19 protein-coding genes are annotated in these 18,680 nt (G+C 58.5%); 2 read left to right on the forward strand and 17 right to left on the reverse strand.

What is annotated here, in order from left to right; genetic code table 11:
* Nucleotides 1-19 precede the first annotated feature (19 nt).
* Both JZM60_RS16120 and JZM60_RS16125 read right to left on the reverse strand, forming a co-directional pair.
* On the reverse strand, nucleotides 20-370 hold the full coding sequence (locus JZM60_RS16120; protein WP_207163411.1) for a YtxH domain-containing protein: 351 nt from the start codon (nucleotides 368-370) through the stop codon (nucleotides 20-22).
* 52 nt (nucleotides 371-422) lie between these two features.
* A complete protein-coding gene (locus JZM60_RS16125) occupies nucleotides 423-1,226 on the reverse strand; it encodes a tetratricopeptide repeat protein (RefSeq protein ID WP_207163412.1) in 804 nt (267 codons plus the stop codon).
* 163 nt (nucleotides 1,227-1,389) lie between these two features.
* Between JZM60_RS16125 and ptsP the strand changes: the two genes are divergently transcribed.
* Complete coding sequence (ptsP, locus tag JZM60_RS16130) at nucleotides 1,390-3,744, forward strand: phosphoenolpyruvate--protein phosphotransferase (RefSeq protein WP_207163413.1); 2,355 nt, start codon at nucleotides 1,390-1,392, stop codon at nucleotides 3,742-3,744.
* A 53-nt stretch (nucleotides 3,745-3,797) separates the two neighbouring features.
* Here the strand turns inward: ptsP and JZM60_RS16135 are convergent, their stop codons facing one another.
* The 8 genes from JZM60_RS16135 to asnS all read right to left on the reverse strand — a co-directional run bounded on the left by JZM60_RS16135 (nucleotide 3,798) and on the right by asnS (nucleotide 11,414).
* The gene (locus tag JZM60_RS16135) at nucleotides 3,798-4,961 is read right to left on the reverse strand and encodes an ABC transporter permease (protein ID WP_207163414.1); all 1,164 of its coding nucleotides are present in this window, start codon (nucleotides 4,959-4,961) and stop codon (nucleotides 3,798-3,800) included.
* A 134-nt stretch (nucleotides 4,962-5,095) separates the two neighbouring features.
* Nucleotides 5,096-6,253, reverse strand: coding sequence for an ABC transporter permease (locus JZM60_RS16140; RefSeq protein ID WP_207163415.1), 1,158 nt, complete (start codon nucleotides 6,251-6,253; stop codon nucleotides 5,096-5,098).
* A 5-nt stretch (nucleotides 6,254-6,258) separates the two neighbouring features.
* Nucleotides 6,259-6,954, reverse strand: coding sequence for an ABC transporter ATP-binding protein (locus tag JZM60_RS16145; protein ID WP_207163416.1), 696 nt, complete (start codon nucleotides 6,952-6,954; stop codon nucleotides 6,259-6,261).
* The gene (locus JZM60_RS16150) at nucleotides 6,955-8,169 is read right to left on the reverse strand and encodes an efflux RND transporter periplasmic adaptor subunit (protein ID WP_207163417.1); all 1,215 of its coding nucleotides are present in this window, start codon (nucleotides 8,167-8,169) and stop codon (nucleotides 6,955-6,957) included. It abuts the gene before it with no gap.
* 170 nt (nucleotides 8,170-8,339) lie between these two features.
* Complete coding sequence (locus tag JZM60_RS16155; RefSeq protein ID WP_207163418.1) at nucleotides 8,340-8,843, reverse strand: type 1 glutamine amidotransferase domain-containing protein; 504 nt, start codon at nucleotides 8,841-8,843, stop codon at nucleotides 8,340-8,342.
* Nucleotides 8,844-8,918: 75 nt separating this feature from the next.
* Nucleotides 8,919-9,497, reverse strand: coding sequence for a superoxide dismutase (locus JZM60_RS16160; protein WP_207163419.1), 579 nt, complete (start codon nucleotides 9,495-9,497; stop codon nucleotides 8,919-8,921).
* A 113-nt stretch (nucleotides 9,498-9,610) separates the two neighbouring features.
* Nucleotides 9,611-9,892, reverse strand: a complete 282-nt coding sequence (locus JZM60_RS16165) for a DUF503 domain-containing protein (protein ID WP_207163420.1) — start codon at nucleotides 9,890-9,892, stop codon at nucleotides 9,611-9,613.
* Nucleotides 9,893-10,028: 136 nt separating this feature from the next.
* Nucleotides 10,029-11,414: an asparagine--tRNA ligase gene (asnS, locus tag JZM60_RS16170; protein ID WP_207163421.1), complete on the reverse strand. Its 1,386-nt coding sequence runs from the start codon at nucleotides 11,412-11,414 to the stop codon at nucleotides 10,029-10,031.
* 94 nt (nucleotides 11,415-11,508) lie between these two features.
* On the opposite strand from asnS, the gene JZM60_RS16175 reads away from it, so the two are divergent.
* A complete protein-coding gene (locus JZM60_RS16175; protein ID WP_207163422.1) occupies nucleotides 11,509-11,886 on the forward strand; it encodes a glutaredoxin domain-containing protein in 378 nt (125 codons plus the stop codon).
* An 85-nt stretch (nucleotides 11,887-11,971) separates the two neighbouring features.
* On the opposite strand, the gene JZM60_RS16180 is transcribed toward JZM60_RS16175, so the two are convergent.
* The 7 genes from JZM60_RS16180 to JZM60_RS16210 form a co-directional block, all read right to left on the reverse strand.
* Nucleotides 11,972-12,352 carry an EamA family transporter gene (locus JZM60_RS16180; RefSeq protein ID WP_207163423.1) on the reverse strand — a complete coding sequence of 127 codons (381 nt, stop codon included), beginning with the start codon at nucleotides 12,350-12,352 and terminating at the stop codon, nucleotides 11,972-11,974.
* Between the two features lie 19 nt (nucleotides 12,353-12,371).
* Entirely contained in the window at nucleotides 12,372-13,268 is an 897-nt protein-coding gene (gene hpnK / locus JZM60_RS16185; RefSeq protein ID WP_207163424.1) for a hopanoid biosynthesis-associated protein HpnK, read from the reverse strand.
* Nucleotides 13,269-13,281: 13 nt separating this feature from the next.
* Nucleotides 13,282-14,709: a hopanoid biosynthesis associated radical SAM protein HpnJ gene (hpnJ, locus tag JZM60_RS16190; protein WP_207163425.1), complete on the reverse strand. Its 1,428-nt coding sequence runs from the start codon at nucleotides 14,707-14,709 to the stop codon at nucleotides 13,282-13,284.
* A 108-nt stretch (nucleotides 14,710-14,817) separates the two neighbouring features.
* Nucleotides 14,818-16,056, reverse strand: a complete 1,239-nt coding sequence (locus tag JZM60_RS16195; protein ID WP_207163426.1) for an EAL and HDOD domain-containing protein — start codon at nucleotides 16,054-16,056, stop codon at nucleotides 14,818-14,820.
* A gap of 135 nt (nucleotides 16,057-16,191) precedes the next feature.
* Nucleotides 16,192-17,259 (reverse strand): protein-glutamate methylesterase/protein-glutamine glutaminase, encoded by a 1,068-nt coding sequence (locus JZM60_RS16200; RefSeq protein ID WP_207163427.1) that lies wholly within the window; start codon nucleotides 17,257-17,259, stop codon nucleotides 16,192-16,194.
* A gap of 22 nt (nucleotides 17,260-17,281) precedes the next feature.
* Entirely contained in the window at nucleotides 17,282-17,776 is a 495-nt protein-coding gene (locus JZM60_RS16205) for a chemotaxis protein CheD (protein WP_207163428.1), read from the reverse strand.
* A complete protein-coding gene (locus JZM60_RS16210) occupies nucleotides 17,773-18,642 on the reverse strand; it encodes a CheR family methyltransferase (protein ID WP_207163429.1) in 870 nt (289 codons plus the stop codon). The genes JZM60_RS16205 and JZM60_RS16210 overlap by 4 nt, the downstream gene beginning before the upstream one ends.
* Nucleotides 18,643-18,680 lie beyond the last annotated feature (38 nt).

An 18,680-nucleotide genomic window follows, 5' to 3' on the forward strand; every position in this document is an offset into this window, starting at 1 on the left:
TCAAGCCAGCGCAATGGCCCTATCCGAGCATCTTGGCCAACCGGGATTTCTCTTTTTCGAGGCGGGCCTTGCCATCCTCGAATGCCTTGAACAGATCTTTCTTCACGTCGGCGGAGATCTCTTTGCCCCGCTCCAGGATGTCCTGGGTCTTGTCCCCCAGGTCCTCCACCACGTCGGCAACCTTGTCGGTGAAATCCTCGACCATTTCCTCGGCCTCGCTGCGCGCCCGGCGCACGTACTTTTTCACGTCGCGGCGGGTTTTCTTCCCTGACTGGGGCGCAAACAGAAGCGCCGCCCCCGCGCCCAGGATGCCTCCGGCTATGAGCATCAACGCTCCGACCATCACGGTATTGTTTTTTTCTTCGGACATGGATAATCCCTCCTTTCGGGTAATCATCTCTTTCAGATAATAATACCGTACTTCATTGATTCGTCGAGCCGATTTCCGCCCTGAGCCCTTCAAGCACCGCCTGCACCTCGGCAATGGTTTCCTTTGCCTGGGGAGATTTCTCGTATTTGAGATAGAGCTCCAGGTACCTTACGGCGTCTTTCACCCGCTCGTTGTCCATATAGAGGCTGCCAAGGGTGAGATATGACATGCTGAAGGCGGGGTCGAGCCGCACGGCCTCCAGGCACTCACGCTCGGCCTCATCGTGCTCGCCCAGATCGTAGTACAACTCGCCCAGGTTGAAGTGCGCGGCGGCATCGTTCGGATCGAGCTCGACCCCCTTTTTGAAGGCGGCGATGGCCTTTTCGTGCTCATCGAGGCCATACCAGGCATCTCCAAGCCCGTTGTAGGCAAAGACGTTTTCCGGATCGATCTCCAGGGCCTTTTCAAAGGACTTGATCGCCTCCTTCGTCCGTTCAAGACTGTTGTACACAAGGCCGATGTTCACATAGGCATCGGAATTGTCCGGGGCAAGCTCCGCAACCTTCTTGTAGCCGGTCAGGGCCTCTTTGTACTGACCCAACTCGAAGTATATGTCGCCTACGGCGGTAAGGGCATCAACATCCTTGGGTGCGAGCTTCAGCCCTTTACCGTATTCGTTCAGTGCATCCTGGAGCTTCCCCTCTTCGGCAAGGGCTTCCCCCAGATAGAAATACCCTTCGGCATTGCCGGGCTCACTCTCCACGCATTTGCGGAACTGTGCCGCGGCATCCCCATAGTTACCAGTCTCCGCGAGGCTTATACCCTTTGCCAGCAGGTCGTCGTACGTATCCGCCATGCTCTCCTCCTCCACCTGTTATGTTTGCGGCACACTATACCAAAGGAATCCCGGCGATGCCACTTCAACCGTTGCATCAATAACGATTTCCCCCAATTCAGGCCTTTCAATCGGCGGATTCATCCCTTATAATGAAGTCACTTTATTGCAAAGGGCACCGGACATGGGCGAAGAACCGCTGGAAACAACCGGGTTGCGGACACTTGAAGATATCAGCGCACTCATCCTCAAATCCCGCGACCTCCCCGACACTCTCGACAACATCGTTCACCTGGTCGCGAAAAGGATCGGTTCAGAGGTCTGCTCCATTTACCTGCTGGAGGAGGACGGAAAGACGCTGCGCCTGGCAGCCACCAAGGGTCTGTCGAAAACCTCCGTCGGCAAGATAACCATGAAGACAACGGAAGGCCTTTCCGGTCTCGTTGTTGAAGAAAAAGGGATCGTCAGCACCGACAATGCCCCGCTCCACCCCCGCTACAAATACTTCCCGGAAACCCGCGAAGAGCGTTTCCACTCCTTCCTCGGCATCCCGCTCATGCAGCGCGACGACCCCATCGGGGTCATCATTATCCAGGACAGGGAGCGACGCACCTTCCGGCAGGAGGAAGTGAGCACCCTGGCAACCATTGCCTACCAGATCTCAAGCATCGTCACCAACGCCAAGCTGCTGGATTCCATCCGCCAGAAAGAAGAAGAGCGGGAGCGGCTTGAGCGGGAGTTGGAAAAGTTCAAAGCCATCGGAACTTCAGCCGAAGGGGCACGTTCCGCCAATCGCCGCAAACGGGAAAAACGCTCACTTCTTCTTATGGGGATACCGGTTTCGGCAGGCTTCTCCCGGGGCAAGGCCGCAATTATCGACCGCCGGTCCGAGCACGACGGGATCGGCGTAGCAACCACCCGCCCCCGCGCCGAAGAGCGCACCCGGTTTCTATCCGCCCTTGAAAAAGCAAAAATAGAAACCATCTGCATGGAAAAACGGGTAATCGAGCTCCTTTCCAAGGAAGATGCAGCCATCTTCCACACCCACCTGATGATTCTCGAAGACCGGGGGTTTATCGCAAAGATTCTCGACCTTATCGACCAGGATTACGGGACGGCACGGGCGGTGGGCGAGGTGGTGGCCCACTATGTGAATGCCTTCTCCCGCATGGACGATCCTTACCTGAGGGAACGCTCGGCAGACATGGAGGACATCCGCCGCAGAATCATCGCATGCCTGGACGGCTCGGGCAATTCACGGCTCAAGCTCCGGGAGAAAAGAATCCTCATTGCCCAGGAAATACTCCCCTCCGACATGGCGACCCTCGACCACGAGAAAATCCTGGGGATTGTCACCGAAAAGGGCGATGTCAACTCCCACGCCGCCATCATGGCAAAATCCCTAGGCATACCGGCAGTGGTGGGGGTCGAGGGCATCAGGCAGAACCTGGGGCTTCGCGACGAGGTGATAATCGACGGCAACTCCGGGCGCGTCTACATCAACCCGACCACAAAAATAAAAGATGAGTACGAACGGCTGGAACTCGATTTCGGAATCAAGAGGAGAGAACTGGAAGAGCTGCGGAACCTGCCGGCCGTGACACTCGACGGAGTGGAAGTGGCGCTCAAGGCCAACATAGGACTGGTGAGCGACATCCCCATCGCACTCACCAACGGGGCAGAGGGAGTGGGGCTCTACCGGACAGAATTCCCCTACATGACCCGCTCCGCATTCCCCACCCGCAGCGAGCAGTTCACGCTCTACCGCAAAGTGCTGGAAGGTTTTGCCCCCCATACCGTAACCATCCGCACCCTCGACATCGGCGGCGACAAGACCCTCCCCTACTTTCCCATGGCTCAGGAAGACAACCCTTTCATGGGGTGGCGCTCAATCCGGGTCTCCCTGGAGCGGGAGGATATCTTCAGGGTGCAGCTGGCTGGGATTCTCATGGCCTCCCCCTACGGCGAGGCCCGCATCATGTTCCCTATGGTCTCCAGCATCGGGGAAATCTGGCAGATAAGAAAAATTCTTGACGAGGTGCGAGAGGAACTGGAACGGGAGGGGCAGCCCATCGCCCCCGGCATCAGCTTCGGCATCATGGTGGAGTTGCCGGCGGCAGTCCAGACCGCCCACATCCTCATCAACGAAGTCGATTTCTTCAGCATCGGCACCAACGACCTGATCCAGTACACCATGGCGGCTGACCGCAATAATCCAAAGGTCCGGAAATACTACGACCCCTATCAGCCGGCGGTTCTCCACTCCATCAAGCGGGTGGTAGACGTGGCCCTGGCGGCCGGCAAGCCTGTATCCGTCTGTGGCGAAATGGCCGCCGACCCGGTCATGGCCGTTCTACTTCTGGGGATGGGGATCCGCGAACTGAGCCTCTCGGCCCCCTCCATACCGGTGGTCAAGCAGGCTATCCGCTCGGTAAAAGCCGGCACCGCGCGGGAAATGGCGGACCACGCGCTATCCCTGGTCAGCGCCGGAGCCATTCGCACCTACCTGGCAGAGGCCCAGAGCTCTCTGGGGCTCTGACATTCCTGAAACTCTTTTACATGCGGCCATGCATTTAACTCTTCATCAAAGCCCTACGTGGCCCGCAGCGCATCCACGATATTCATCCTCGATGCCCTGAACGCCGGAAGCAGCCCCCCCACCAATCCCATGATGAGTGAAAAAACCAGCGACTTCGAGATAATTTCCAGTGTCAGGGAGAAGGTAAACGCCAGCTCGGAGAAGGTCTGCCAGTTCATGGTGGAAATGGTGACAAGCTGCATGAACGAGGCGAAGAAGAGCCCCACCACGCCCCCCAGCAGCCCCAGGAAGAGCGACTCCAGGATGAACGCCGCAAGGATGCTTCCCCGCTGGAAGCCCAGCGCCCGCAGCGTGCCGATTTCGGTCACCCGATTCGACACGGCTGCGTACATGGTGATCATGGCGCCGATTATGGCCCCAAGGGAAAAGATGACCGTGAGAGTGATGCCGAGAATCTTGAGGAACTTCGCCATGGCCTGCGACTGGTCGGCGTAGAAGGTCACTTCCCGCTTCGCTTCCAGGGTCAGGCGGGGGTCTGACTCCAGCCTCTCCTTCACTTTCGAGAATTCCGACGGGTCCCGCAGCTTGAAAATCATGGAGGAATATACCGGCCGGCGGAAAGCCTGCATCAGCTGGTCCACGTCTCCCCATATCTCGGATGAAAAACCGGTATTCCCCGCATCGAATATCCCCACCACGGTCCAGTCCCGCATCCCGAAGCGAAGAGTCTCACCGATCCCCCCACCCTGGAACCGCTTGGCGATGCTGGCCCCGGCCATTATTTCGGCTGCGCCGGGCCGCGGCATCCGGCCCTGCACGACCCTTACCTGGGGACGCATGAGGAGCGAGCCCTCGCCAACTCCCCGGATGATCACATTGGATGGCTTGCCGCTTCCCCGCTTGGGAAGATTGATGAGTACGACCAGCTCCCTGGACGCAAGGCGCTTTCCCCCTGCCACCGCCACTTCCGGCTGAGTCTCCACGACAGCTGCCTGGGAGCGGTCGATACTGCTCTGCACCTCGGTCTGGGAAGATTTGCGGATCACCACCACATTGTCGTAGGAACCAGTATCCACAAGGGTTTTCCGCAGCCCCTCGGCCAGCATCAGCGTTGCCGCAAAGACGAAAACCACCAGCGCCATCCCCGATGCGGTCAGAACCGTGGTCAGGCGCCGGGTCCAGAGGTTGCGAAAGCTGTATGAGTAAGGGATGCCCATAATTCACAGCCCCCGGAAACGCGGATTTTTCGCAAGGTCAAGGCGAGCGAGGAATTGCGCGGAGACGTACTTTGAGTACGTCGCACAAGCAAAGACGAAGCTCAACGCCAAGATTGCGTAAAAGCCGCGTTTCCTCATCCTATCCTCCTCAGGCCGTCGGCAATCCGTATGGTCGACCCGCGCCATGTGGGGAAGATGCCGGCTACGACTCCCACCACTAGGGCGGCGGCCAGGTCCATCATGATGGTTTGAGAAGTAATGGAAAATACCGGAAAGAACTGGGAGAGCTCCGTCTCGATCCAGTGGGCCGCGGGAAAAGTGAGGGCAACCCCCGCAATTCCGCCGGTCATGGCGATAACGATGGATTCGCCGAAGACGACTCCGGCAATGTGCCACGACCCAAAGCCCAGGGTCTTCAGGGTGGCGTACTCGGCGATCCGCTCCCGGGCCGTCATTGCCATGGTATTGGCCGCAACAACCATGATGATGACAATCACCACGTAGGAGACGATCTGAATGGCAATCAGGATGGCCTCGGTCATGGAGACGAAACCCATCTGGAACGCCTTTTCGGTCTCGGTAAGGGTTTCTGCCAGGGAGTTCTTGAAGATGGCATCAATCGCCAGGGAAACCTCCGCCGCAAGCTCAGGCTTGGTCAGGGCAATAAGGAAGAAAGCCGGCTGGTCGGCCCGGTTGGAGCCGGCCTGTTTGATGGTTTCGTTCAGGTAATCCCAGTGGAAGAGAAGTTGGGTCTCGTCGGTGTTTTTTTCTGCCCCCCGATAGATCCCCCTGATCATGAATTCCCATTGCCCCGAGTAGATGGTCCCCCGCAGCGTCACCAGGTCGCCCACCTTCCAGCCGAAGCGTTGCGCCGTCTTCCGCCCCACGATGCACCCCTTGCGGTCGAGGATAAAGGCCTTTGCCTCGTCGGGAGCAAGGATGTACTCGGGATACATGGGGAGATAGCTTTTGGGATCGATGGCGAAGTTGGGGAAAAAGTTCTTCTCCTCCTTATAGATGCCCCCGAACCAGTTCCCCCAGGAGACATCCTTTACCCCGGGCACCTGGCGGATGCGGTCCTTATAGGAGATGGGAAGCGGAAATGCCAGGGAAATGGCATTGCGGGTGATAAGGCGTGAGGCCGACGACGCTTCCACCCCGGCGTACCAGAGGTTGACCAGTGTCCGCAGAAGGCCGAAGGCCACAATGGCGATGGCCACCCCCACTACGGTTAGGATGGTCCGGAGCTTGTGACGAAAGGCGTTGCGTATGAGTAGCTTGAGAATGAACATGGGAGCTAGCCCGGTCCGCCGGTCAACTCCCCCTTCTCCAGGTGGAGGAGTCGATGGGCCTGTTCGGCCGCCTTGGGATCGTGGGTAACCATGATGACGGTCTTGCCGAATCCGTGAACGAGGCGTTCCATGAGGGCCAGGATCTCTCCGGCGGAAACCCGGTCCAGGTCGCCGGTGGGCTCATCCGCCACCAGTATTTCCGGATCGGTGACCATGGCCCGGGCAATGGCGACCCGCTGCTGCTGCCCCCCCGAAAGCTGCGAAGGGTAATGGTCCATCCGGTCGGATAGCCCCACGAGCGAAAGAACCGTCGCCACATGTTCCCGGCGCTGGCGCCGAGTGAGCCCCGTCAGCAAGAGCGGCAGCTCGACATTTTCGAACGCGGTCAACACCGGAATCAGGTTGTAGAACTGGAAGATGAACCCCACGTTGGCAGCACGCCAGGAAGCCAGTTCGGCGTCGGAAAGGGTGGTTATCTCAACTCCGCCGATGGCGATGGTGCCGCTGTCGGCCTTGTCGATGCCGGCAATGAGGTTGAGAAGCGTGCTCTTTCCCGACCCCGACGGCCCCATGAGGGCCAGAAACTCCCCCGGTGCGATGTCGAAAGAGATATCCTGGAGCACCGGGACGGTCTGGGCCCCCCGGCGGTACGATTTGGAGAGGTTGCGCACGGCAACGATGGAAGGGGTGTCTTCAGCCATCTACTTCTCCGCCGTCTTGATCTTCGCCCCGTCCTTGAGCTTGTCGAGGGGCTTGAGGGCGATCCTGTCGCCGGGCTTTGCACCGGATGTTATCTCCAGCATGTCGCCGAACTTTGCCCCGACGGTGACGGGGGTTTCAGCAACCCGATCACCCTTCACGAGAAATAACGCCTTCCGCCCTTCCCGCTCCACCACTGCGGCAGGGTTCACGGCCGTCCTGGGCTTCTCCTCCCCTGGCGCCACCGGGCGCTGGAGAAAAGCCACCTTGGCGCTCATCTCCGGCAGGACTCGCGGGTCGAGCTTCTCGAAGCGGACCTTCACGAGCACCGTCGCCTTGGAGCGGTCCGCCGTGGGAACCACCATGTGAACCCTCCCCCGGAAACGGGCTTCGGGAAGGGCATCGAGCTGTATCTCGCAGGGTTGCCCCACCCGCACCGTCTCCAGGTTCGATTCGGAGACATCGGCCTCCACCAGGAGCGAGGCAAGGTCGGCAATGGTAACCACGGCGGCCTTGGCATTGGCGGAGGCCCCAACAGGAGTGACGATGTCGCCGATGTCGGCGTTCTTGGTGAGGACTACGGCATCGAAGGGCGCCCGGATGAATGAGTATTCCAGATTCACCTCCGCCCCTCTCAGGGCAGCTTCCGATGCGGCAATCGAGGACTTTGCCCCGGACACTGCCGCCCTTGCGCGGAGATAGCGGGCTTCGGCGGCATCGTAGTCGGCCCTGGCGACAATCCCTTCCTTCAGGAGCTTTTTCTGCCGCTCGAAGGAAAGGGTCGCATCGGTTAGCTCAGCCCGGGCCTCTTCGAGGCTCGCCCGGGAGGTTTTAAGAGTGGCGGCAGCCTGGTCCCGGCTGGCGGCTGCATCCTGATTTTCCAGACGGGCAAGGATTTCTCCCTGCTTCACGCGGCTCCCCTCCTCCACCCCCAGCCATTCGAGGCGTCCGGTGATCTTGGCCGCCACTGCGGCCTTTCGCTGGGCAACCACATAACCGCTGGCGTTAAGGAGCGTGTAGGCCTGTGAAGGATAGACCTGGGTCACGGTTCCCGTTTCCACCGTAACCGCCGGGGAAAGAACGCCGCTCACAAAGAGGGCAACAAGCAATGCCGCCACACAGGCCGCCGTAATCCAGAAACGCTTTCCGCGCCGTACGCCGGAACGGACTGGAGTGCCCTTGTCGATCTTGAGTTTGCCCAGGTCTTCGTTCGCCATTGGAGGGTCTCCGGGATTAGATTGATGTATGATCGCAGGCCGCATCGGCGGCCGGTGAGAGCATAGCATTAGTGGCGCACCGTGGGAAGGGGTGAAGATACAACAAAAAAACCGGAGGGGATTGCTCCCGTCCGGCTTTCATTGGCGGTCAGCTCACATCGGGGCCAAACCTACCCCTTGAGCTTCTTTATCATCTCCCCCATGAATGCAGGAATGTCCGACGGTTCGCGGGAGGTTATCAGATTGCCATCGACGACAACCTCGCTGTCTTCGTAAAGGGCGCCGGCCTGACGCATTTCGTCGGCGACGGATTTGTAGCAGGTGGCCCGTTTCCCGGTCAGGAGCCCGGCGCTGATGAGAACCTGCGGACCGTGGCAGATGGCGGCAACGGGCTTGTTGTGGGCAAAGAAGCTGCGGCATATCTCAAGGGCGGTGGACTCTTGACGAATGGCCGCCGGAGCCTTGCCTCCGGGCAATACAAGGATGGCATATTTTTCCGGATCAACCTCAGCAAGGATCTTGTCGGCCTGCACCTCGTAACCGTGCTTTCCGGTAATCGTCCCGCGGTTGATGGATGCAATATCCACCGGTATTCCCTCTTCGAGAAGGCGGTAATAGGGGACGAGAAGTTCGGAATCCTCAAACTGATCAGCGCTTATTATGAGTGCCCTCATGGTTTTTCCTCCCTGAAAAACGGCGTAGGGGCAATTCGTAAATTGCCCCTACAGTGTCGTGCAAACAGTTCCGGATTACTTCAACCGTGTCTCTGCCGCCTTCCAGTCGATGTTCTTGAAGAAGGCCTCGATGTAGTCGGCCCGCTTGAGCCCGTAATCGAGCATGAAGGCATGCTCGAACACATCCATGATCAGGATCGGCGTGCAGCCGGCCGGATGGGCCACGTCATGCTCATTAATCCAGAAATTCATCAGCTTGCCGCTGGCCGAGTCCTGGTAGAGAACGGCCCAGCCGATGCCGCGCATGGCGCCGGTGGCCCTGAAATCCTTCTCCCAAGCCTCTACGCTCCCGAAATCGGCGGCAATCTTTGCAGCCAGCTTGCCGGTCTGGTCGATTCCCCCCTTGCCCCCAAGGTTCTCGAAGTAGTATTCGTGGAGCCTCATGCCGTTGAACTCCCAGCCGAGGCGGCGCTTGAGCTCCGCATACTCGGGGGCCGCGGTGTTGCCCGCCTTCAGCATACCGTCGAGGATGTCCAGCACCTTGTTGGTATTGGTTACATAACCCTGGTACAGGGTGAAATGGTTTTTCAGGAGCGCCTCGCTGAACCCCTCCATGCCGAGCAGTTTCGCGTAATCCTTTGCTTCATAGGCCATGACTCTTCCTCCTTATGTTTTATGGAATGTTCGGTGATCCGAAATACGAATCAACCTTACCATGAACATAAAAAAGGTCAACAGAAAAAGACAAAAATTATCTTTTTTATCTTCTATCGTTCTTCAATCTCTGAGGCAACGATTTCCACATCGGGACGCTCCTCGGCAATCCACTCCTCAACCCGCTCCAGTAGGTTCCTGCCGCCGGATCTGGTCTGGTGGATAAGCGCAAAGGCCAGAACCGTCTCGCCGGGAACGTCCTGGAGATCAGCCTCGATGGCAGAGACATTGAAGCGCTGCCGCACCCGGGCGAGGATGCTCTTCACAATCCCACGCTTCCCCTTGAGGGAAGTGCTCTGGAGGTGCATATGGACGTAGAGGGAGTGAACGAACATGGTACTCGCTCCGTAACGCGCGGTTTTAAATCCGAAAAGCATTTCACCACGGAGACACAGAGAGCACGGAGAAATCAAAAAAATCACTATGTTCTCAGTATGCTCCGCATCTCAGTGGTTGCCTTGCCGTTTTTGCTTAGAACTCGGCATGGCGGGGTGTGCGGGGGAACGGTATCACGTCCCGGATGTTCTCCATGCCGGTGAGGTACATGATGAGCCGCTCGAAGCCGAGGCCGAAGCCGGCGTGGGGGGTGGAGCCCCAGCGGCGGGTGTCCAGGTACCACCAGAGGCCCTCGGGGTTGACCCCCACCTCGGCCATGCGCCGTTCCAGTACCGGTAGCCGCTCTTCACGCTGGCTCCCGCCGATGATCTCCCCCACCTTGGGGACCAGGAGGTCCATGGCGGCCACGGTTTTGTCGTCATCGTTCACCCGCATGTAGAAGGCCTTGATATGCTTGGGGTAGTTAATGACAAAAACCGGCCCCACCACCACCTGCTCCGTGAGATAACGCTCGTGCTCGGTCTGGAGGTCGAGCCCCCACTCAACCGGGTAGTCGAACTTTACGGACGCCTTTTTCAGTCGCTCGATGGCTTCGCCGTACTCCATGATGGCAAAGGACGAGTTTGCCACCTGCTCCACCCGGGCCATGAGCCCCTTGTCGATCTGGTCGTTGAAAAACGCCATATCCTCTCCGCAGCAGTCCAGAACCTGGCGGCAAAGATAGCGGAAAAACTCCTCTGCAAGGGCCGCGTCGGCCATGAGATCGGCAAAAGCCATCTCCGGCTCGATCATCCAGAACTCGGCGGCATGGCGGGGCGTGTTGGAATTCTCGGCCCTGAAGGTCGGCCCGAAGGTGTAGATGTCGCTGAAGGCCTGGGCGAAGAGTTCCCCCTCCAACTGGCCGCTCACGGTGAGCCCCGCCTGGGCGCCAAAGAAGTCGCGGCTGAAGTCCACCCCCCCCTCCAGCATTGGGGGGACGGCCGGGTCCAGGGTGGTGACCCGGAACATCTCCCCGGCCCCCTCGCAGTCGCTGGTGGTGATGATGGGGGTGTGGACGTAGAGAAACCCCCGCTCGGCAAAGAAGCGGTGCACCGCCTGGGCCAGGAAGGAGCGGACCCGAAACACGGCCCCGAAGGTGTTGGCGCGGGGACGGATGTGGGCGATGCTCCTGAGGTATTCGAAGGTATGGCGCTTTTTCTGGAGGGGATAGCTCTCGTCGGCAGGGCCAATTATCTCCACGGCATCGGCATGGAGCTCGTACTTCTGGCCGCTGGCCGGCGATTCCACAAGCCGGCCCCTCACCGCCACGGCCGCGCCGGTGCCGATGGCGCAGGCTTCTTCGAAATTGGCGAGCCCCGGTTCCGCCACCACCTGGAGGCAGGCGAAGCAGGATCCGTCGTTCAGGGCCAGGAAGGCAACCCCTTTCCCGGCACGGATGGTCCTCACCCAACCTTTCACAAGTATTTCAGACCCCAGGCCTTCGCCGGCCAGGGCGCTTCGGATACGTATACGCGTATTCATGGTACTGCTCCCCGTAGACATTTGACTTGCTGCGCCTCTCGGGTATAGTCTCCAAAGGCGACAGCCCAATTGTACAGCAAAGGAGAATTGAGTCATGAAGAAAATTACGGCCCTGGCCCTACTCCTCGCGGCCACCCTTGTAACAGCCCACGGCCAGGCGGTGGGTGCTCCCGATGCCGGCCAGAGTAAAATCGACGCCAAGGCGGCAAAGCCCCACGACTACCCTAAGGTCGTCCTCTACTCGGTGGCCTGGTGCCCCCACTGCAAGGAAGCCAAGGAATACTTCACCGCCAGGAACATCCCTTTCATCAACAAGGATGTTGAACTGGACGAGAAAGCCCTGGACGAGCTGACCAGGAAGTATAAGAGCCAAGGGGTGCCGGTCATCGTCCTCGACGACAAGAAGGTGATCAAGGGGTTCTCCCCCGACGCATTCGAGAAGGCGGTGAAGGAGATTCAGTCTAAGAAGTAAACTTTACAATCCGTTAGAAACAAGAAAGGGAGCCGGTCTGGCTCCCTTTTTCTTTTCTGGTCCCGGGTCCCCGGTCCCTGTTTTTTTACTGGGCTCCGCTCTTGGTGATGAGCATGACGCCGACGCAGACCAGTACGGTGCCGGTCCAGCGCAGGGGGGAAACCGTTTCTCCCAGGAACCACTGGGAAAGGAACGCCACGAGGACGTAGTTCAGGGCCTGCATGGGAAGGGCAACGGAAAGGTCTTCCCAGGAGAGGACCGCCAGCCAGAGGAAAAAGAATACCGCCAGCATCATGGTGCCGAAGATTAGTTTCGGCGAAGTGAGGGCCTGGCCAGCCACGTTGAGTATTCCCCGCAGGTTCATGGCGGAGAGGTCTCCCAGCTCCTTCATTCCCTTGGCGAGGAGGATATCGCCGATGGTACCGGCCGTAACGGCCATAAGCATAATGATGAACGTTTTAAGCATCGTTCCCTTCCCCAACCCGTTAAGGTTTCCCCGGTTTCTCGTCCCCGGTCCCCACCACCTGCTTCACCTCTCCCCGGTAGTTCCTGAGCCCGATGCCCAGCTCCTTCAGGCGCGCTTTCACCCGGGGACTGGTAAGGGCCGCCAACTCCTCCTCGTGCCGGTAATCGGGCATGCGACGGGTAATCTCGGCGCAGGGGAGGCAGCCGGGGTGGAAGTAAATCTCCGTGACACCATCACCCAGGGTTTCAAGGGCATTGAGGAGGTATGCTTCGGTCATCCGCCCAGAGTTGAGGAGCCCCTTAACTTCCCCCGTATAACCGACTCCGAGCCGGTCCAGGGCGGGACGGCAGCGATTCGCCAGTTTCGAGAAGATGAAGGCATCAGCCGCCTTGCCCAAAAGCCGGGAGCGATCGATGGCCAGGTCGGAGCGCAGATTTTCCCGGCTCAGGCGAAAGCTGGTAATGCCGTATTTGGGCATCAGCTCACAGAGGATATCGAATACCGTCGGATGCATGTGGATATTCAGATGTCCGTCGATGTGGGAAAGGGGGATTCCTGTTTGGAGAAACGCCTCGATCTGTGCTTCGATTTCGCGGCGCAACTGCTTGCGGAAGGGGCGTACAAAATAATACCGCATCCCCGCATGGACCGGGTCATCGGTGAAAAAACCCTTGCTATCGCATATCCGGGGGAAAGTTGCATGCTCTCCCACCGCCCGTCCCTGGACAAGGGTAAGATGAAGCCCCACCTGAAGCCCGGGGTTCGCCTTGGCCAGATGCACCGCCTCGTGGAAGGAGCCCCCCCCGACCATGAGAGACGTGGATGTGAGTATCCCCTCCTGCCAGGCTTTGATTACCGCCTTGTTGACTCCGTCGGAAAGGCCGAAGTCATCGGCATTGATGATGAGCTCTTTCATGGGGTGGCAGCCATCAGCAGGAAGGCCCTGCCGCCTTCCTCTTCCGCATGTACTCCAGGTACTGTTTCCCTTCTTTGAGGAGCTTCTTCCGCTCCTCGCCGTCAACGATCATCTTCATGATGCTGCGGCCGATGTACTTGGGGCGGAAGTAAAACTTGTTGTAGAAGGTCTCCACCGCATCGAAGATTTCCTTGTTGGAAAGGTGGGGATAGTTGATGACGCACATCTGGTGGCCGGTGTCGTCGATATAGGCCTCGGAGGCGATCCACCCTTCCTGCCGGCAGAGGTCCCAGAACTCGGTGCCGGGATAGGGGGACGCCAGGGAAGCCTGAATGGAGTTAAGGTCCAGGGCTTTGGCGTATTCGATGGTCTCCCGGATAGTGTCGCGAGTTTCGCCGGGGAGCCCCATTATGAAGGCGCCGTGGACGGAGAGGCCGAGCTTTTTGCAATTTCGGGTAAACTCGATGGCCTGGGACTTGGTGACACCCTTCTTGATGTTCTTGAGAATCTGCTCATTGCCGGTCTCGTAACCCACCACCACATGGCGAAGCCCAGCCTCACGCATGACCTTGAGGGTTTCGTAATCGCAGTTGGCCCGAGCATTGATGGTCCAGGAAATCCCCAGGGGCTTAAGCTTGGCGGCCACTTCTCGGGCATGATTGCGGTCAGCGGTGAAGGTATCGTCATCGAAGGAGAGTTCCCGCATCTCGGGAATGTTGTCCACGATCCACTTCACCTCTTCGTAGACGTTCTGGGGGGAGCGGGTTCGCATGGCCCGGCCCGAGAAGGTCTGGGGCCAGAGGCAGTAAATGCACTTGGAGGGGCAGCCGCGGCTGGAGTAGATGGAGACGTAGGGGTTCTTGAAGTGGGGGATTACGTATTCCGAGATGGGGAGGTCGCGCTTGTAGACCGGTGCCACGAAGGGGAGCGCGTCCAGATCCTGGATCGGCGGCCGGTCCGGGGTGTGGTGGATCTTCCCATCCTTCCGGAAGCTGATCCCGTCGACCTTTTCCCACTCGCGCCCCTCGCAGAGCTCTTTCGTGGTGTAGTCGAACTCGCCCCGGCAGACGATATCGATAACCCCTTCACCCTGGCGCAGGGTCTCCTCGGGGAGAACGGAAACGTGGGGGCCGGTGAGTACCGTCACCGTGGCGGGTTTCTGCTCCTTGATGCGGCGGGCCGTGGCAATGTCCAGGGCAAGGGTCGGGGTGGAGGTATACATCACCACCATGTCGAAGTCCCGGGCAATGGTCAGGCAGTCATCGATGGTAAAGCGTTGCACCGGCGCGTCCACCACGCGGGAGCCCTCGATCATTCCGGCAGGGAAGCAGAGCCAGGTGGGGTACCAGAAAGAAGTTACCTCGCGGGATGCCTGGTAGCGGGCGCCGGCGCCGCCATCGAAATCTTCGTATGTGGGGGGATTGAGGAACAACGGTTTCATGGAAAATCTCCCGAAAAAACGTGTACCGTCACGGGGATTTGCCCCATGAACAAACCGGCAGTATGAAGTGATGCCGAGGGAAAGTCAAGGGCTGGAGGGGAAACAGCACTATTTGACGGTGTCGTCCATGCCGTTGACCCAGTTGCAGGCTGCCAACTGGACAGGGGCGAGATTTGCCATGGAGAAACTGAAGCGTTCGATGAGAGGCGAGATGCCGTCGAAATCATCCCTCTCGATTTTTTCCACAAGCTGGAGGAGAACGCCCAGCTCACCCTCCCGGCCAAGGAGTGCCTGCCGGACATCTTCGTTCAGGTTCAAGGGGGCAACCACTTCCTCAATGGGCATTTTGAGCAGCGCATCGGCAAGGGACAATATTCCGGTCATGAAGGCACGGTCGGGATAATCGCGATCAAGGAGCGCAGCGGGCTGTTCCGAAATGATGAGCTCCATGAGTCGGGCCCTGGTTGCCGCCATGACCAGCAGCGGGTTGTCCCCGACCGCCTGGGCGGTATTGGCGAAAAGTGCCATCATGGCCCAGCGTCGCAATTGGTGGTAGCCGAGCACCATGATTGCGTGGCGCATGCTGGTAATCTTTTGCTTGAGCCCCACGGAGACAGAGTTCACCAGCCGCAGAAGATTGAGGATCAGGTTCGGATTCTGCTTGAAGGTCCCTTCCAGTTCATCGATCTCCACCTCAGCCACCAGCTGGTTAAAGAGCTTGACGATGGCGAGCCGCCCCACGTCGACGCGCGTGCGGGTCAGCACCACCGGGCGGGCAAAGTAGTATCCCTGGAAGTAGGTGAACCCGAGTGACTCGCAAATCTCGTACTGCTCGTGGGTCTCCACCTTCTCGGCCAGAAGTTTCGGCTTCCAGCGCCGGAAAGTCTCCAGTTCAGCCGGCAGCCGCTCCATGCCGGTACGAATAAGATCTACTTTTATTACATCGACAATTTCGTAGAGGGGCTCGTAAACCGGCTCGTAGACATGATCGTCAAGGGCTATGGAGAAACCCTTATCCTTCAACTCCCGGCAGCGGGCAATGACAGTATCGGTTATCGGGACATGTTCGAGGAGTTCAATGACAATTTTTTCGGGGGGGAGAAGTTCCAGCGCCTCGCTCATGAGAACGTCGGCATTCACATTTATGAATCCCTTGTGTTTGCCGAGAATCTCAATGAGACCGAAACTGGAAAGGGCATCAAAAATGACGCTGGCGCTGGCCTGAAGGTAATCGGTGACATTGGCGTGGAGTGTATCTGCCGAGCGGAAGAGGAGCTCGAAACCATAGAGCTTCTGCTCACAATCAAGGATCGGCTGGCGGCCGAGAAAAAACTTCTTTTCTGCCATTGCAACACTCCACGGAAAATACTTATTGCACAACGCGAAACCAGCATACTACCAGGCGGTAGCAAGTAGCAAGTAGCGAAATAGTTTTTCTTTACTACTCGCTCCCTCGCTATTTCGCTATCTCCCTCCCCCCTCCTACCCGCAAGCCTTCAGCACTTCGCGGGCAATGGCGTCAAGGGGAAGAACCCGGTCCGCCCCCCCCCGCTTGATGGCCTCGTTGGGCATGCCGAAAACCACGCAGGTAGCCTCGTCCTGGGCGATGGTTGCAGCGCCGGCATCCTTCATCTCCTTCATGCCCCTGGCGCCGTCGTCGCCCATGCCGGTCATGATTACCCCAATAGCGTTTTTGCCGGCATAGCGGGCAGCCGAACGGAAGAGCACATCCACGGAAGGGCGATGGCGGGAGACCAGCGGGCCATCCTTGATCTCCACATAGTATCGGGCACCGCTTCGCTTGAGAAGCGTATGCCGGTTGCCGGGGGCGATCAGCGCCCTTCCCCGCATGACCGTATCGTTGTCAGCCGCCTCTGCTACCGTAACGCGGCAGATGCCATCAAGCCGCTGCGCAAACGCACGGGTAAATCCCTCGGGCATATGCTGGACTATGACAATGGGCGGGGCATCCACCGGAAGAGCCTCGAGAAAAACCCGAAGCGCCTCGGTTCCCCCGGTGGATGCCCCGACGACTACCACCTTGTCGGTGGTCTGGATCATGGCTTGGGAGGCTGGTTTCTCAAGGATTACATCGGCGGTGAGCTTGGGCGAGATCTCCTTCCCGATTCGCGGTGAAAGTTTGCGGAGCCTGGCCTGGCTCGCCGCCTTAACCACGTCGCAAATTCTTACCCGAGATTCTTCCAGAAACTGTTTTGTGCCGAGCTTCGGTTTCTGGATAATCTCCACCGCCCCGTATTCCAGAGCCTTGAGAGCCGTCTCCGAACCGGTCTCCGTAAGCGTCGAGCACATGACCACCGGAATCGGGTGCTGGCTCATGATCTTTTTGAGAAAGGTGATGCCGTCCATGCGCGGCATCTCCACATCAAGGGTAATAACGTCGGGAACCTGCTCCCGCATCCGCTCGGCGGCTATGAATGGATCGGCAGCGGGAGGCAGAACCTCGATCCGTGGATCAGAGGCTAGGATGTCGGCCATGGTCTGACGGACCACAGCCGAATCGTCAACAATGAGTACCTTTATTTTTTTCATGTCACGTCCAGCCCTAAAGGGCCTATCTCCCTGGCCACTCTGCTCCGTATCCGCGGTTAAGCCGCTTCAGGAAAACATCTCCCGTGTGGGTTACGAAAAAAAGTTTTCTTCCCCGCGTCCCCCCCACATCATGCATGGAAACTGCCAGGCCCGATGCAGCAAGTACTTGGTTGGCTATCTCCACATTGCGCCGCCCCACCCCAACCCTGCTCCCGTTGGCATAGAGCATGTCGGCGCCGCCAAACACCTTGACCTCGAGGCGCTGCCGGTTGACTCCATGGGAAGCAAACATTTCGAGCATGTGGATAATGGAGGAATCTACATATCGGAATGCATCCGCACTGGGCCCCTCGGGCAGTAATGCATGGCATATGGAGGCGACACCGCTAAAACGATCGAACATGGTTACCGACACGCACGAACCGAGAACCGTCGTAACCACCGTGGGACTGGTGGCAAAGTGGAACTCACCCGGTTTCAGGTAAACTCTTGCGAGGTCGGGAGAGATGTCGATCATTGCGGCTTCCGGTAAATTGTGGAGGCAACCTGGACAAGGGGGACATCAAGCCCCGACAGGGTTTCAGAGTGTCCCATGAAGAGGTATCCACCAGGGATCAGATGGCGGCAAAATTTGTTTATGAGCCGTTCCTGGGTTCGCTTGTCGAAATAGATGATGACATTGCGGCAGAAGATAATATCGAAGGGCTCACGGAAGCCGAAATCGTCATCCATGAAATTGAGCCGGCGGAACCTGATGCGGTTGCGCAACTCGGGAACGATGCGCACGAGTCCCGCTTGCTTGTCCTTCCCCCGAAGAAGGTACTTCCGTTTGAGGGGAAGAGAGACCGGCTCGACCCTCTCCTCCAGGTAGATTGCCGTCTTCGCCTTATCCAGGACGGTGGTGCAGATGTCGGAGGCAAGGATGTTATAGCTGAACCCTTGATTGTGTTCGGCGAATTCCGAAAGGACCATGGCAAGGGTATAGGGTTCTTCCCCGCTGGAACAACCGGCACTCCAGAGAGAAAGCCCCTTGCGGAAGCCGGTGCCGCGCGATGCCGCCAGACCTGGAAGGGCCGTGCTCACCAGGTAATCGAAGTGGGCCGGCTCCCGGAAGAAGTCGGTCTTATTGGTGGTGACCACATCGATGAGATGAACAAGTTCCTGCCCTGCCCCATCGTTACTGAAAAGATAGTCGGCGTAATCCTGGAAACTCCCTATGCCCAGCATGCGGAGTCTTTTCTGAAGCCGGGCCTCCAGCATCGTCTTCTTGACAGGCGGCATCTTGATGCCGCACTGGTCATAGATAAACTCGGCGAATCGCGAAAATTCGCGATCGCTCATGGCAGCCGGAAGATTTCGATTGTCAGTGGCTGAATTGAGCATAAAGTCTATCAGGTCCCCGATCCCCGGTCACTGGTCCC

The organism is Geobacter benzoatilyticus (genome assembly GCF_017338855.1).
In the GTDB taxonomy this organism is placed as follows: Bacteria; Desulfobacterota; Desulfuromonadia; order Geobacterales; family Geobacteraceae; genus Geobacter; species Geobacter benzoatilyticus.

Bases quoted from the DNA above. Each gene is read 5' to 3' on its own strand.
- JZM60_RS16120 (WP_207163411.1), bottom strand. From the start codon at position 370: ATGTCCGAAGAAAAAAACAATACCGTGATGGTCGGAGCGTTGATGCTC.
- JZM60_RS16125 (WP_207163412.1), bottom strand. From the start codon at position 1,226: ATGGCGGATACGTACGACGACCTGCTGGCAAAGGGTATAAGCCTCGCG.
- ptsP (WP_207163413.1), top strand. From the start codon at position 1,390: ATGGGCGAAGAACCGCTGGAAACAACCGGGTTGCGGACACTTGAAGAT.
- JZM60_RS16135 (WP_207163414.1), bottom strand. From the start codon at position 4,961: ATGGGCATCCCTTACTCATACAGCTTTCGCAACCTCTGGACCCGGCGC.
- JZM60_RS16140 (WP_207163415.1), bottom strand. From the start codon at position 6,253: ATGTTCATTCTCAAGCTACTCATACGCAACGCCTTTCGTCACAAGCTC.
- JZM60_RS16145 (WP_207163416.1), bottom strand. From the start codon at position 6,954: ATGGCTGAAGACACCCCTTCCATCGTTGCCGTGCGCAACCTCTCCAAA.
- JZM60_RS16150 (WP_207163417.1), bottom strand. From the start codon at position 8,169: ATGGCGAACGAAGACCTGGGCAAACTCAAGATCGACAAGGGCACTCCA.
- JZM60_RS16155 (WP_207163418.1), bottom strand. From the start codon at position 8,843: ATGAGGGCACTCATAATAAGCGCTGATCAGTTTGAGGATTCCGAACTT.
- JZM60_RS16160 (WP_207163419.1), bottom strand. From the start codon at position 9,497: ATGGCCTATGAAGCAAAGGATTACGCGAAACTGCTCGGCATGGAGGGG.
- JZM60_RS16165 (WP_207163420.1), bottom strand. From the start codon at position 9,892: ATGTTCGTTCACTCCCTCTACGTCCATATGCACCTCCAGAGCACTTCC.
- asnS (WP_207163421.1), bottom strand. From the start codon at position 11,414: ATGAATACGCGTATACGTATCCGAAGCGCCCTGGCCGGCGAAGGCCTG.
- JZM60_RS16175 (WP_207163422.1), top strand. From the start codon at position 11,509: ATGAAGAAAATTACGGCCCTGGCCCTACTCCTCGCGGCCACCCTTGTA.
- JZM60_RS16180 (WP_207163423.1), bottom strand. From the start codon at position 12,352: ATGCTTAAAACGTTCATCATTATGCTTATGGCCGTTACGGCCGGTACC.
- hpnK (WP_207163424.1), bottom strand. From the start codon at position 13,268: ATGAAAGAGCTCATCATCAATGCCGATGACTTCGGCCTTTCCGACGGA.
- hpnJ (WP_207163425.1), bottom strand. From the start codon at position 14,709: ATGAAACCGTTGTTCCTCAATCCCCCCACATACGAAGATTTCGATGGC.
- JZM60_RS16195 (WP_207163426.1), bottom strand. From the start codon at position 16,056: ATGGCAGAAAAGAAGTTTTTTCTCGGCCGCCAGCCGATCCTTGATTGT.
- JZM60_RS16200 (WP_207163427.1), bottom strand. From the start codon at position 17,259: ATGAAAAAAATAAAGGTACTCATTGTTGACGATTCGGCTGTGGTCCGT.
- JZM60_RS16205 (WP_207163428.1), bottom strand. From the start codon at position 17,776: ATGATCGACATCTCTCCCGACCTCGCAAGAGTTTACCTGAAACCGGGT.
- JZM60_RS16210 (WP_207163429.1), bottom strand. From the start codon at position 18,642: ATGCTCAATTCAGCCACTGACAATCGAAATCTTCCGGCTGCCATGAGC.